Here is a 13130-nt window from a genome sequence, read left to right on the forward strand (position 1 = left end):
GAGCCGGCCGATGAGGATCGGAATCGTCTGCCCGTACACCTGGAACGTCCCGGGCGGCGTGCAGCAGCACATCGGCGACCTCGCCGAGGCGCTGCTCGGGCTCGGCCACGACGTGTCGGTGATCACACCGGCCGACGACGACGCCGAGCTGCCGCCCTACGTCGTGTCCGCCGGGCGCGCCGTGCCCGTCCCCTACAACGGGTCCGTGGCGCGGCTGGCGTTCGGGTTCCTGTCCGCCGGGCGGGTCCGGCGGTGGATCCACGACGGCGGGTTCGACGTCCTGCACGTCCACGAGCCCGCCGCGCCCTCCCTCGGGCTGCTCGCCTGCTGGGCCGCCGACGGGCCCATCGTCGGCACCTTCCACGCCTCCTACGAGAAGTCGCGGGCGCTGTCGGTCACCGCGCCGATCCTGCAGAGCGCGCTGGAGAAGATCACCGGCCGGATCGCGGTGTCGGAGGCGGCCCGCACCACCCTCGTCGAGCACCTCGGCGGCGACGCCGTGCTCATCCCCAACGGCGTCGCGACCGAGCGGTACGCGATGGCCGAGCCGCTGCCCGGCTGGCGCGGCCGCGCCGAGGCCCCGCACGGCGGCGACGACGGCGCGCTCGGGTTCCTCGGCCGGATGGACGAGCCCCGCAAGGGCCTGCAGGTGCTGCTGCGCGCCTTCGAGATCCTCGGCCGCCGCCGCCCCGGGCTGCGGCTGCTGCTCGCCGGGCCCGGCGACGCCGACGACGTGATCGCCCGGGTGTCGCCCGAGCTGCGCGACCGCGTCGCCGTGCTCGGCATGGTCAGCGAGGCCGACAAGGTCCGCGCCTACCACTCGGTGGACGTCTTCGTCGCGCCGAACCTCGGCGGCGAGAGCTTCGGCATCGTGCTCGCCGAGGCGATGTCGGCGGGCGCCCCGATCCTCGCCAGCGACATCGAGGCGTTCGACCGGGTGCTGCTCGGCGGCCGGGCCGGGGCGCTGTTCCCGGCCGGCGACCACGCGGCGCTCGCGGCGGCGGCCGGCGAGCTTCTCGACGACCCGGCGCGGCGCAAGCAGCTGTCCGCGGAGGCCCGCGCCGCCGTGCGCGCCTACGACTGGTCGGCCGTGGCGCGCGACGTGCTGCGGGTGTACGAGACCGTCACCGACGACGGCGCCGGGGTCGTCGAGTCCGGCCTCGGGCTGTAGGAGCGCACCCCATGTCCTACGACTGGATCATCGACGTCCTGTTCTGGATCGCCGTCGTCTTCCTGGTCGGCGTGTACGTGTCGTGGCGCGCCACGCGCCTCGACCGGCTGCACGTCCGGGTCGAGACCGCCCGCGCCGCGCTGGACGCCGCGCTCGTGCGGCGGGCCGCCGCCGCGCTGGAGCTGGCCGCGTCCCGGCTGCTGGACCCCGCCACCAGCCTCGTGCTGGCGACCGCCGCGCACGAGGCGCGCACCGCCGACGCCGAGCGCCGCGAGTTCGCCGAGAGCGACCTGTCCCGCGCGCTGCGCGCGGTCGTCGACCAGCCCGAGTTCGTCGGCACGATCAGCGCGCGCGGCGCGGGCGACGGCAAGGAGGTGCTGGACGAGCTGTCCTCCGCCGCCGCGAAGGTCGCCTACGCCCGCCGCTTCTACAACGACGCCGTCGCCCAGGCCAGGACCGCGCGCCGCAAGCTGCTCATCAGGGTGCTGCCGCTCGCCGGCCGCGCCGCGCTCCCCGACTTCTTCGAGATCGACGACGATCCGCCCGGAATCTGACCGTGCGACGTTGATCACACCGGGGGTCCGGATCCGTACCGCTGGACGGGCGGGCGCACCGGGCGGCGTTCGCTACCCTCTGGCAGACCGTCCAAGGAGGGGTACATCGTGCGATCCGCATGGACCGGCACCGCCTACGGCCGCACGGCCGCGGGGTTCGGCGCCCTCGTCCTCGGCGCCGGCCTGGCCGCCTGCTCCGGCTCGGAGAAGCCGCGGAGCGCGGCGCCGCCGCGGAGCACGGGGACGCCCGCGCCGCCGTCCGGGACGCCCGAGCCCGCCGTCCACCCGTTCAACGGCGGCACCAGGGGGCTGGCCAACCCCGTCCTCGCCGTCAAGATCGAGAACACCGCGCCGGCGCTGCCGCAGAGCGGGGTGAAGGACGCCGACATCGTCTACGTCGAGCAGGTCGAGGGCGGCGAGACCCGGCTGATGGCGGTCTACTCGTCCAAGCTGCCGAAGCGGGTCGGGCCGGTGCGCAGCGCCCGCATCTCCGACCTGCACATCCTGCCGCAGTTCGGCCGCCCCGCCTTCGCGTTCTCCGGCGTCCAGAGCAAGATGAAGAAGTACATCCGCAAGGCGCCGGTGTACGACCTCTCCCAGGAGAAGGCGGGCGGCGCCTACTCCCGCTCCAGCACCAAGCGCATCCCCTACAACCTGTACGCCGACCCGAAGGACCTGCTCAAGCGGGCGCCGAAGGCCGCGAAGCCGCGCGACATCGGCTTCCGGTTCGGGGCCGCCCCCGAGGGCGGCGAGCCCACCCGGTCCTTCACCGCCCGCTGGCCCAGCGCGACGATGGGCTTCACCTGGTCGGCCCAGCAGAAGTGGTGGCTCGCCAGCTGGGGCGGCCGGCCCGACCGCGCCGCCGAGGGCGGCCGGCTCGGCGGCAAGACCGTCGTCGTCCAGTACGCCAAGACCACCCGCTCGAAGTTCCACGACTTCCTCGGCAGCTACACGCCGCTGATCCACACCACCGGGAGCGGGCGGGCGGTCGTCCTGCGCGACGGGAAGTCCTACAAGGCCAAGTGGTCGCGCCCCTCGGAGGACAAGGGCACCACCTTCACCACCGCCGACGGCAAGCCGATGACGTTCGCGCCGGGCCAGGTCTGGGTGCTGCTCGTCAACGACGGCAAGCCCTACACCCCCTGACCCTCCCTCCGGGACGGGCCGTCGGTCACTCCGTAAGCGCGCGGGCGTGGCCGTTGACACTCTGCGGGGTCGAGAGGTCCCGCGAGCAGGCAATATCATGGAAAGTGATTTGTCGTCCGTCCACGTGAGGAATGCCCGTGTCCACTTCCACTCCCGCCACTGACAACGCCGCTCCCGAGACCGGGACCGCCCGCGTCAAGCGCGGCATGGCGGAGATGCTCAAGGGCGGCGTGATCATGGATGTCGTCACGCCCGACCAGGCGAAGATCGCCGAAGACGCGGGCGCGGTCGCCGTCATGGCCCTGGAGCGGGTGCCCGCCGACATCCGCGCCGAGGGCGGCATCTCCCGGATGAGCGACCCCGACATGATCGACGGGATCATCAGCGCGGTCTCCATCCCGGTCATGGCCAAGGCCCGCATCGGCCACTTCGTCGAGGCCCAGGTGCTGCAGGCCCTCGGCGTCGACTACATCGACGAGTCCGAGGTGCTCACCCCGGCCGACTACGACAACCACATCGACAAGTGGGCGTTCACCGTCCCGTTCGTGTGCGGTGCCACCAGCCTCGGTGAGGCCCTGCGCCGCATCACCGAGGGCGCGGCGATGATCCGCTCCAAGGGCGAGGCCGGCACCGGCGACGTCTCCAACGCCACCACCCACATGCGCAAGATCCGGCAGGAGATCCGCCGCCTGCAGAACCTGCCCGAGGACGAGCTGTACGTCGCCGCCAAGGAGCTCCAGGCCCCCTACGAGCTGGTCAAGGAGGTCGCGCGGGCCGGGAAGCTGCCGGTCGTGCTGTTCACCGCCGGCGGCATCGCCACCCCCGCCGACGCGGCCATGATGATGCAGCTCGGCGCCGAGGGCGTCTTCGTCGGCTCCGGGATCTTCAAGTCCGGCAACCCGGCCCAGCGCGCCGAGGCCATCGTGAAGGCCACCACCTTCCACGACGACCCCGACGTGATCGCCAAGGTCTCCCGCGGGCTCGGCGAGGCCATGGTCGGCATCAGCGCGGCCTCCCTCGGCGAGGACCAGAAGTTCGCGGGCCGCGGCTGGTGAGGTGACCGGGACCCGGGCTCCACACCGCGGCCTGACAGGGTTAACCTGGCGGCGTGGCCGGCGAGGGGCGCACCCCCGGGCGGTGTCCGGCCGCGGGAGGGGAGAGCATGGCTTGGTCGGTCGCGCTGGCGTGTGCGAGCGCGGGTGAACCCACCGAGGTGTTCGGGCCGGGCCTCGAGCCCGACCCGGACGCCGCCGCGCGGATCGCCCGCCGGCTCTACCCCGCGGCCGTCCTGACCGAGACCGGTGACACGGTCCTGGACTTCGCGCTCTGGCCGTACGAGGACGAACTGTTCGTCGGCGCGTACGACCGGGCGCTGCTGCTGTGCGACCGGCGGCTGTTCTGCCTCGACGACGACGCCCGCCGGATCGCCGACACCGCCGCGGCGGCGCTGCCCGGGTCCCGCTGCGGCGTGCTCGTCCTGCACACGGTGATCCGCGGCTGCTGGTTCCGCTGGTACGAGTCCGGGACGCTGCTGCGCGACGTGTTCGTCACCGCCGAGGACGGCGTCGTCGTCGACCAGGGCGACCGGCTGCCCGCCGAGCGCCCGTTCTGGGCCGCCGTCGACGCGGGCGCGCCGGACGTCCCGCTGCCGTTCGACCCCGAGGAGTTCGGGCTCGCGCTCGCCGCGGAGCACATGTTCGGCCGCGGCATCGCCGACCGCGGCAAGGACGGCTTCCTGCCCCTCGAACTCCCGCTGCGCCGCTTCAAACTGGCCTGACCGCCGCGCCCGGAGCGCCCGCGCGGGGGGAAGATCGGGCAGGTCGCGCCGCGTTGTAAGGAACGTCTAGGGTTTGACGCGGCCCCTCACCCGGAAGGTTTCCCGTGACCACTGTGCCGACGATCGGTGTGCTCGCTCTGCAGGGGGACGTGCGCGAGCACGTCCGCGCCCTGGAGGCCGCGGGCGCGCGCACCCTGGCCGTGCGCCGCCCCGAGGAGCTGGAGCGCGTCGACGGCCTGGTCCTGCCCGGCGGCGAGTCCACCACGATGTGGCGGCTCGCGCGCTCGTTCGAGCTGCTCGACCCGCTGCGCAAGCGGATCGAGGGGGGACTGCCCGCCTACGGGTCCTGCGCCGGCATGATCATGCTGGCGGACCGGATCCGGGACGGCGCGGCCGGCCAGGAGACCGTCGGCGGCATCGACATGACCGTGCGGCGCAACGCGTTCGGCCGGCAGGTCGACTCCTTCGAGGCCGCGGTGCCGCTGACCGGCATGGGGGACACGCCGTACCACGCCGTTTTCATCCGCGCACCCTGGGTCGAGTCCGTCGGCGCCGCCGTCGAGATCCTCGGACGCGCCGAGAGCGGTCCGAACGCCGGTAGGATCGTCGCCGTTCGTCAGGGACGTCTCATGGCGACCTCGTTCCATCCGGAGCTGACAGGCGACTTCCGCGTGCACCACTACTTCGCCGATCTGGTGCGCCGGACGACAGAGGAGGAGTGACAGATGTCCGGCCATTCCAAGTGGGCGACGACCAAGCACAAGAAGGCGGCCCTCGACGCCAAGCGGGGCAAGCTCTTCGCGAAGCTGATCAAGAACATCGAGGTGGCGGCCCGCACCGGCGGCGGCGACCCCGACGCGAACCCCACCCTCTACGACGCCATCTACAAGGCGAAGAAGAACTCGGTCCCCAACGACAACATCGAGCGGGCCCGCAAGCGCGGCGCCGGCGAGGAGGCCGGCGGCGCCGACTGGCAGACGATCACCTACGAGGGCTACGCGCCCGGCGGCGTCGCCGTCCTGATCGAGTGCCTCACCGACAACCGCAACCGCGCCGCCTCCGAGGTCCGCGTCGCGCTCACCCGCAACGGCGGCTCCCTCGCCGACCCGGGCTCGGTGTCGTACATGTTCAACCGCAAGGGCGTCGTGATCGTCCCGAAGGCCGGCACCAGCGAGGACGACGTGATGATGGCCGTCCTCGACGCCGGCGCCGAGGAGGTCAACGACCTCGACGAGGAGAACTTCGAGGTCGTCAGCGAGGCCGGCGACCTCGTCGCCGTCCGCACCGCGCTGGTGGACGCCGGGATCGACTACGAGTCGGCGGAGAGCAAGTTCCTGCCGAGCGTCACCGTCCCGCTCGACGAGGACAACGCCAAGAAGGTGTTCCGCCTCCTCGACGCCCTGGAGGACTCCGACGACGTCCAGGACGTCTACGCCAACTTCGACGTGTCCGACGAGGTCATGGCGTCCATCGACGCCTGACGCCCGCGCGCCCCGGCTCCCGACGCCGCCGTGCCCCCCACCCGGGACGCGGCGGCGTCGCGCGTCCGCCCCGGATCCCGCCGCGGATCCGGGCGGGGACACGCCCGGGCGGCCCCTCCACGGGGAGCCCTCCGGATTGGTAGCGTTGGCGGCCGAACAGATGATCGAAGGAGCGGCCGTGCGGGTGATGGGGGTGGACCCCGGGCTCACCCGGTGCGGGGTGGGCGTCGTCGACGGCGCCCCGGGCAAGCGGCTCCGGCTGGTGCACGTGTCGGTCGTGCGGACCGCCCCCGACGAGGACCACGCCCTGCGCCTGATGGGCATCGAGGCGGGCATCGAGGCCCTGATGGAGGAGTTCCGGCCCGACGCCGTCGCCGTCGAGCGGGTGTTCTCCCAGCACAACGTCCGCACCGTGATGGGGACCGCGCAGGCCGCCGGCATCGCGATGCTGGCGGCGGCGCGCCGCGGGCTGCCCGTCGCGCTGCACACCCCGAGCGAGGCGAAGGCCGCCGTCACCGGCAACGGCCGCGCCGACAAGGCGCAGGTCACCCGGATGGTGACCCGGCTGCTGGCCCTGGAGACGGCCCCCAGCCCGGCGGACGCGGCCGACGCGCTCGCCCTCGCCATCTGCCACGTGTGGCGCGGGGGAGCGCAGCAGCGGCTCGCACAGGCCCGCCGGTCGCGCGTCGAGGAGGCGGCCCGGGCCGAGCGGGCGCGGCTCGCCGCCCGCAGCAGAGGAGGAAGTGTCCAGTGATCGCCTTCGTCAGCGGCCGGGTGGCCGCCGCCGGGCCCGACGGGGCGGTGATCGACGTGCACGGCGTCGGCCTGTCGGTGCAGTGCACGCCCGCGACCCTCGCCGGGCTGCGGGTCGGCGACCCGGCGCACGTGCCGACGTCCCTCGTCGTCCGCGAGGACTCCCTGACCCTGTTCGGGTTCGCCGACGACGACGAGCGCGGGGTGTTCGAGCTGCTGCAGACCGCCAGCGGCATCGGGCCGCGGCTCGCGCTGGCGATGCTCGCCGTGCACACCCCCGACGCGCTGCGCCGCGCCGTGGCCGCCGAGGACGTCACCGCCCTGACCAAGGTGCCCGGCATCGGCAAGAAGGGCGCCCAGCGCATCGTCCTGGAGCTGAAGGACCGCCTCGGCGGGCCGGTCGGCGGCCCCGGCGACGTCCGCGCGCCCGCCCGGGCCGAGGCGTGGCGCGACCAGGTCCAGATGGGCCTGGTCAACCTCGGCTGGTCGGCCAAGGACGCCGACGCCGCCGTGGACGCCGTCGCCGCGGACCTCGACGGCGGCGAGACCCCGCCGGTGGCCGCGCTGCTCAAGGCCGCGTTGAAGAAGCTCAGCAAATGATGAGCGGCAGCGAACCGGGGGGCGCGGGGGGCCGCCCCCAGCAGGGCGCAGGGCGTGAGGAGTTCGAGCGGCTGGTCTCGGCGGACGCCGACGGGATCGAGGAGCAGCGGATCGAGGCCGCGCTGCGGCCGAAGAAGCTGGACGACTTCGTCGGCCAGGAACGGGTCCGCGAGCAGCTGTCGCTGGTGCTGCACAGCGCGCTGCGGCGCGGCAGGACGCCCGACCACGTGCTGCTGTCGGGCGGTCCCGGCCTCGGCAAGACCACCCTCGCCATGATCATCGCGGCGGAGCTCGGGCAGCCGCTGCGGATCTCCTCCGGCCCCGCGATCGAGCGGGCCGGCGACCTCGCGGCGGTGCTGTCCACCCTCGCCGAGGGCGAGGTCCTGTTCCTGGACGAGATCCACCGGCTGGCGCGGCCCGCCGAGGAGATGCTCTACATGGCGATGGAGGACTTCCGGGTCGACGTCGTCGTGGGCAAGGGGCCGGGCGCGACCGCGATCCCGCTCGACATCGCCCCGTTCACGCTGGTCGGCGCCACCACCCGGGCGGGCATGCTGCCCGGCCCCCTGCGCGACCGGTTCGGCTTCGTCGCGCACATGGACTTCTACGAGCCCGCCGAGCTGGAGGTCATCGTCCGGCGGTCGGCGAAGCTGCTCGACGTGGAGATCGCCGACGACGCCGCCGCCGAGGTCGCCGGCCGGTCCCGCGGCACGCCCCGCATCGCCAACCGGCTGCTGCGCCGCGTCCGCGACTACGCCGAGGTCCGCGCCGACGGCGTCATCACCAAGGAATCAGCACGGGCGGCGCTCGCGTTGTACGAGGTGGACGAACGGGGACTGGACCGGCTCGACCGGTCCGTCCTGGAGTCGCTGATGCGCAAGTTCGGCGGCGGCCCGGTCGGGCTGTCCACCCTCGCCGTCTCGGTGGGGGAGGAGCCGGAGACCGTCGAGGTCGTCGCCGAGCCGTTCCTCGTCCGGCAGGGACTGCTGGCGCGGACGCCGCGCGGCCGGGTCGCCACGGCCGCCGCGTGGGCGCATCTGGGTCTCGCCCAGCCGCCGACGGCGCCGCTGGCGGGGACCCTCTTCGAGGTGGACGAGGACGCGGGCCGGCCGGAATAGTGATCATCCGGTAACGGCTTGGGAACTTCCCGGCGTCGCCGCTCGTCGCGTCGTTGCCGGGGTCTCGCGTACTCTCTAGACTCCGGGACTTGGTTCACCGTCTCCAGCCGGCGGTCCCGTGCGCGTGGCCGTTCCGGTCACAGGCTGGGCAATCGACATCGGAAGGATGCTCCCGTAATGGGCAGCGACATGATTCTCGCGGCGGAAAGCGGCGGCAGCGGGGCCTTCAATGTGCTCCTGCTGCTGGCCATTCCGCTTGTCTTCTACTTCCTGCTCATCCGCCCGCAGAGCAAGCGGCGCAAAGAGCAGATGCAGATGCAGAACGACATCCAGCCCGGCGCCCGCGTGCTGACGACCAGCGGCATGCGCGCCACCGTCGTCGACATCGACGACGACGGCCTCGTGCTGGAGATCGCCGACGGTGTCGAGGTGCGCTTCGTCAAGCAGGCGGTCATGCAGGTCCTGAAGGACGACGAGCCCGACGAGATCGACGACGAGCTCGACGAGGACGACGACGACGAGCAGGACGACGACGCGGTCGACCTGTCGAAGGACGGCGCCGAGGTCGACCTGTCCAAGGACGGCGACACCCGCGTCGAGGACACCGCGGCGGACGAGGACGGCGAGCCCGCGTCCGAGCCGAAGGGGAAAACGAAGGTCAAGGCGGCGGACAAGCCCTCCGCCTGACCTCTCCCACGGCGACGACAAAGACGGGAAGTACGACGACCAGTGGCTCCGTCCAGAAACGCTCCCAGTCCCGGGCGCACGCTCCTCGCGCTGTTCGCGGTCCTCGTCGTCCTCGCCGGCCTGGCGGTCTGGCAGGGGCGCACGACGCCCAAGCTCGGCCTCGACCTCGCCGGCGGGACGACCGTGACCCTCACGGCGAAGACCCCGAACGGCAAGAACCCCCCGGCGGCCCAGATGGACCAGGCCGTCAAGATCATGACGCAGCGCGTCAACGGTCTGGGGGTCTCCGACGCCGAGGTCGCGAAGCAGGGCAGCAACAACATCGTGGTGAACGTCCCCGGTGAGGGGCAGAGCCGCGTCGTCAGCCTGATCGGCACCACGGCGAAGCTGCAGTTCCGCCAGGTGTTCGCCAGTGCCGACGGGCGCCCGGCCACCGCGGCGAACCCGTCGCCGTCGCCGAGCCACACCGCCAAGGGGGGAGAGGGCGGCGACAAGAGCCCGTCGCCGTCCTCCTCGCCGTCCGGGAGCGCGTCGCCGTCCACGTCGGCGACTCCGCGCGGCCGGGCGCTGTCGGGGGCGCTGACCGCCCCGACGCCGAAGCCGTCGGACGGGGCGAGCCCGTCGGCGGCCCCGACGTCGCCGCTGGTCCCGCCGTCCGGGCAGCCGGCCCCCGCCGGCGACTACCCCGGCGTGACCGACAAGGCCGTGGTCAAGCAGTTCGAGGCCCTCGACTGCTACACCGGCGACCGGCACGCCTCCGGCGCGAACGACCCGAACCGCGCGTTCGTCGCCGCCTGTGACCAGGACGAGGAGAACGGCCAGGTCACCAAGTACATCCTCGGGCCCGTCCGGGTCCTCGGCGAGAACGTCGACTCCGCGAACGCGATGCCGCCGAACGGCCAGCAGGGCCAGGCGAGCTGGTCGGTCTCGCTGAAGTTCGACGGCAAGGGCGCCAAGGAGTTCGGCGCGGTCACCACCGACGCCTCCCGCGCCTACCAGGCGAACCCGTCCGCCCCGCAGGCGCAGGTCGCGATCGTGCTGGACGGCCAGGTCGTCTCGGCGCCCGCGATCCGGGAGGGCCCGATCACCGGCGGCACCGCCAGCATCGACGGGCCGCCCGAGAGCTTCGACCAGCAGTACGCGACCGACCTCGCCAACGTGCTGAAGTACGGCGCGCTGCCGCTGGAGTTCACGCAGAGCTCCATCGACGAGGTGTCGTCCACGCTGGGCTCCGACCAGCTCACCGGCGGCCTCATCGCCGGCGCGATCGGCCTCGGCCTGGTGGTGCTGTACTGCCTGTTCTACTACCGGGGCCTCGGCCTGGTCGCCGTGTCCAGCCTGGTTGTGGCGTCCGCCGTCACCTACCTGGCGGTGGTGATCCTCGGTGAGGGCATGGGCTTCCGGCTCTCCCTCCCGCACATCATCGGCCTGATCGTCTCGATCGGCATCACCGCCGACTCGTTCATCGTCTACTTCGAGCGGGTGCGGGACGAGCTGAGAGCGGGCCGCAAGCTGCGCTCGTCGGTCGAGACCGCCTGGAAGCGGGCGCGGCGCACCATCCTCGTCGCCGACGCCGTCACCTTCCTCGCCGCGCTGGTGCTGTACTTCCTCGCGGTCGGCGGCGTCGCCGGGTTCGCGTTCGCGATGGGCCTCACCACGCTGATCGACATCATCGTGGTCTTCTTCTTCACCAAGCCGATGGTCGCGCTGCTGTCGCGGACCAAGTTCTTCGGCCGCGGGCATCCGATGTCCGGGCTCGATCCGAGGCGGCTGCACCAGCCGACCCGGGACGCGGCCGCCGCCGGCACCGCCCGCAAGACGAGCCAGGAGGCCTGACCCATGGGACTGCGCGCGGCCACCTCGCGGATCTACCGGGGCGAGATCAGCGCCGACATCGTCGGCCGTCCGAAGATCTGGTACACGATCTCCGGGCTGCTGCTGGCGCTGTCGATCGCCGGCCTGCTCGTCCAGGGGCTGAACTTCGGCGTCGAGTTCAAGGGCGGCTCCGTCTTCACCTTCAAGGCGCCGAGCGCCTCGATCGAGCAGGTGCGCACCGCCGTCGGCGACGGCGGCGCCCACCAGGTGATCGTGCAGAAGGCCGGCGAGGACTGGCGGGTCACGACGGAGAGCATGAGCTCCTCGCACGTCACCGAGGTCAAGACGAGCATCACCGAGGAACTCAAGGTCCCCGCCGCCAAGGTCAGCACCCAGGTCGTCGGCGCCTCGTGGGGCGGCGAGATCCAGAAGAAGGCCTGGCAGGCGCTGATCGTCTTCATGATCTTGATCATCGCCTACCTGTCGGTGGCGTTCGAGTGGCGGATGGCCGTGGCCGCGGTGGTCGCGCTGGTCCACGACCTCGTGATCACGGCCGGCATCTACGCCTGGTCCGGCTTCGAGGTCACCCCGGCGACGCTGCTCGGCTTCCTGACGATCCTCGGCTACTCGCTGTACGACGCGGTCGTGGTCTTCGACATGATCAAGGAGGTCACGAAACCGCTCGGCCCGACCTCCAAGACCACCTACAGCGAGGCCGCGAACCAGGCGCTCAGCAGCACGCTCGTCCGCTCGCTGAACACCTCGCTGGTGGCGATCCTGCCGGTCGGCGCGATCCTGTTCATCGGCACCACGCTGTTCGGCGCCGGGACGCTGAAGGACCTGTCGCTCGCGCTGTTCGTCGGCATGATCGTCGGGACGTACTCCTCGATCTGCGTGGCGACGCCGCTGCTCGTCCAGTTCAAGGAGCGCGAGCCGAAGTACCGCCAGATCCGGGAGAACATCGCCCGCCGCGAGCGGAACGCCTCCAAGCAGGTCAAGACCGCCAAGGTCACGGCCGGCGCGGGCGCGGCGGGCAAGCCCGACGCGGGCGACGCGGACGACGCGGGCGACCACGCCGACGCCTCCGGCGACCGGGACGACGTGCGCAGCACCGTCACGGTGCGCAAGGTCGTGCAGACCGGGTCGCGGCAGCAGCCCAAGCGCGGGACGCGGCAGCAGCGCCGCGGCGGCAAGTAGGCGGGGGAGTACCGGAACGTGGACCTCGAAAAGCTGATCCAGGAGCGGATCCGCGACATCCCCGACTACCCGAAGCCCGGGGTGATGTTCAAGGACATCACCCCGCTGCTGGCCGACCATGTCGCGTTCGCCGGCGTGGTCGACACGATCGTCAACCACCACGGCCGCGGCACCATCGACAAGATCGTCGGGATCGAGGCGCGCGGCTTCATCCTCGCCGCGCCCGTCGCCTACCACTTCGGCGCGGGGTTCGTCCCGGTGCGCAAGAAGGGAAAGCTGCCCGCGGCGACGCACGGCGAGACCTATGATCTCGAGTACGGGACCGAGACGATCGAGATCCACGCCGACGCCCTCGAGCCCGGCGACCGCGTACTGATCGTCGACGACGTCCTGGCCACCGGAGGGACGGCCCGGGCCGCCGCCGAACTCGTCCGCCGCGGCGGCGGGGACGTGGCCGGACTGTCGGTCCTGCTGGAGCTCTCGTTCCTGCGCGGGCGCGACAAGCTGGGGAATCTGGACGTCCATTCGCTGGTTACGGTCTAGTACGAAATGACCGCCGGATACACTGGCGCAATCAGGGTCCGGTGAGGACGGGCGCTCCTCGCGGGGTGTGCAGGGCGGCGCCCGGTTGGACAGAGGAGGCTGGGTGCCCGGTGAGGCGGTATCGACCGGCGCGGTGAGCGACACGGCCGCGGCGCACACGGCGGCGGCGCGTCCGGCGCGGGAGACCGCGGGGGAGCGGGCCGTCAAGGCGGCCGGGGCCTCCACCGCGCCACCGCGGCGGCCCGACCACCGTCCGCCGCCGCAGCCGTCCGGACCCCCCGCCGAAGG

The 13130-nt window shown here is 72.6% G+C and carries 15 protein-coding genes; all 15 read left to right on the top strand.

The window, feature by feature from the left end; all coding sequences use genetic code 11:
* The first annotated feature begins 10 nt into the window (after positions 1-10).
* Positions 11-1171: a glycosyltransferase family 4 protein gene (locus ETD96_RS08920; RefSeq protein WP_138635825.1), complete on the top strand. Its 1161-nt coding sequence runs from the start codon at positions 11-13 to the stop codon at positions 1169-1171.
* An 11-nt stretch (positions 1172-1182) separates the two neighbouring features.
* Positions 1183-1725 (top strand): LemA family protein, encoded by a 543-nt coding sequence (locus ETD96_RS08925; protein WP_138635826.1) that lies wholly within the window; start codon positions 1183-1185, stop codon positions 1723-1725.
* Between the two features lie 108 nt (positions 1726-1833).
* A complete protein-coding gene (locus ETD96_RS08930) occupies positions 1834-2871 on the top strand; it encodes a DUF3048 domain-containing protein (RefSeq protein WP_138635827.1) in 1038 nt (345 codons plus the stop codon).
* Positions 2872-3002: 131 nt separating this feature from the next.
* Positions 3003-3926, top strand: a complete 924-nt coding sequence (gene pdxS / locus ETD96_RS08935; protein WP_138635828.1) for a pyridoxal 5'-phosphate synthase lyase subunit PdxS — start codon at positions 3003-3005, stop codon at positions 3924-3926.
* A 107-nt stretch (positions 3927-4033) separates the two neighbouring features.
* A complete protein-coding gene (locus ETD96_RS08940; protein ID WP_138635829.1) occupies positions 4034-4648 on the top strand; it encodes a DUF6928 family protein in 615 nt (204 codons plus the stop codon).
* Positions 4649-4752: 104 nt separating this feature from the next.
* Positions 4753-5370: a pyridoxal 5'-phosphate synthase glutaminase subunit PdxT gene (gene pdxT, locus ETD96_RS08945; protein WP_138635830.1), complete on the top strand. Its 618-nt coding sequence runs from the start codon at positions 4753-4755 to the stop codon at positions 5368-5370.
* A 3-nt stretch (positions 5371-5373) separates the two neighbouring features.
* Positions 5374-6129 (top strand): YebC/PmpR family DNA-binding transcriptional regulator, encoded by a 756-nt coding sequence (locus tag ETD96_RS08950; RefSeq protein WP_138635831.1) that lies wholly within the window; start codon positions 5374-5376, stop codon positions 6127-6129.
* A 178-nt stretch (positions 6130-6307) separates the two neighbouring features.
* Complete coding sequence (gene ruvC, locus ETD96_RS08955; protein WP_138635832.1) at positions 6308-6883, top strand: crossover junction endodeoxyribonuclease RuvC; 576 nt, start codon at positions 6308-6310, stop codon at positions 6881-6883.
* Positions 6880-7482: a Holliday junction branch migration protein RuvA gene (gene ruvA, locus ETD96_RS08960; protein WP_138635833.1), complete on the top strand. Its 603-nt coding sequence runs from the start codon at positions 6880-6882 to the stop codon at positions 7480-7482. The genes ruvC and ruvA overlap by 4 nt, the downstream gene beginning before the upstream one ends.
* Complete coding sequence (gene ruvB / locus ETD96_RS08965) at positions 7482-8600, top strand: Holliday junction branch migration DNA helicase RuvB (protein ID WP_138635838.1); 1119 nt, start codon at positions 7482-7484, stop codon at positions 8598-8600. Before ruvA ends, ruvB begins: the two co-directional genes overlap by 1 nt.
* Positions 8601-8777: 177 nt before the next feature.
* Positions 8778-9287: a preprotein translocase subunit YajC gene (gene yajC / locus ETD96_RS08970; protein ID WP_138635834.1), complete on the top strand. Its 510-nt coding sequence runs from the start codon at positions 8778-8780 to the stop codon at positions 9285-9287.
* Positions 9288-9329: 42 nt separating this feature from the next.
* Positions 9330-11123, top strand: coding sequence for a protein translocase subunit SecD (gene secD / locus ETD96_RS08975; RefSeq protein ID WP_240807408.1), 1794 nt, complete (start codon positions 9330-9332; stop codon positions 11121-11123).
* A 3-nt stretch (positions 11124-11126) separates the two neighbouring features.
* The gene (gene secF, locus ETD96_RS08980) at positions 11127-12299 is read left to right on the top strand and encodes a protein translocase subunit SecF (protein WP_138635835.1); all 1173 of its coding nucleotides are present in this window, start codon (positions 11127-11129) and stop codon (positions 12297-12299) included.
* An 18-nt stretch (positions 12300-12317) separates the two neighbouring features.
* Positions 12318-12842 (top strand): adenine phosphoribosyltransferase, encoded by a 525-nt coding sequence (locus ETD96_RS08985; RefSeq protein WP_138635836.1) that lies wholly within the window; start codon positions 12318-12320, stop codon positions 12840-12842.
* 103 nt (positions 12843-12945) lie between these two features.
* Positions 12946-13130: hypothetical protein (locus ETD96_RS45765; protein WP_205719172.1), on the top strand; the 185-nt coding region annotated here is incomplete at its 3' end.

Source organism: Actinomadura geliboluensis, assembly GCF_005889745.1.
In the GTDB taxonomy this organism is placed as follows: Bacteria; Actinomycetota; Actinomycetes; order Streptosporangiales; family Streptosporangiaceae; genus Spirillospora; species Spirillospora geliboluensis.

Bases quoted from the DNA above. Each gene is read 5' to 3' on its own strand.
- ETD96_RS08940 (WP_138635829.1), top strand. From the start codon at position 4,034: ATGGCTTGGTCGGTCGCGCTGGCGTGTGCGAGCGCGGGTGAACCCACC.
- pdxS (WP_138635828.1), top strand. From the start codon at position 3,003: ATGCCCGTGTCCACTTCCACTCCCGCCACTGACAACGCCGCTCCCGAG.
- yajC (WP_138635834.1), top strand. From the start codon at position 8,778: ATGGGCAGCGACATGATTCTCGCGGCGGAAAGCGGCGGCAGCGGGGCC.
- ETD96_RS08920 (WP_138635825.1), top strand. From the start codon at position 11: ATGAGGATCGGAATCGTCTGCCCGTACACCTGGAACGTCCCGGGCGGC.
- ETD96_RS08925 (WP_138635826.1), top strand. From the start codon at position 1,183: ATGTCCTACGACTGGATCATCGACGTCCTGTTCTGGATCGCCGTCGTC.
- secF (WP_138635835.1), top strand. From the start codon at position 11,127: ATGGGACTGCGCGCGGCCACCTCGCGGATCTACCGGGGCGAGATCAGC.
- ruvB (WP_138635838.1), top strand. From the start codon at position 7,482: ATGAGCGGCAGCGAACCGGGGGGCGCGGGGGGCCGCCCCCAGCAGGGC.
- ETD96_RS08950 (WP_138635831.1), top strand. From the start codon at position 5,374: ATGTCCGGCCATTCCAAGTGGGCGACGACCAAGCACAAGAAGGCGGCC.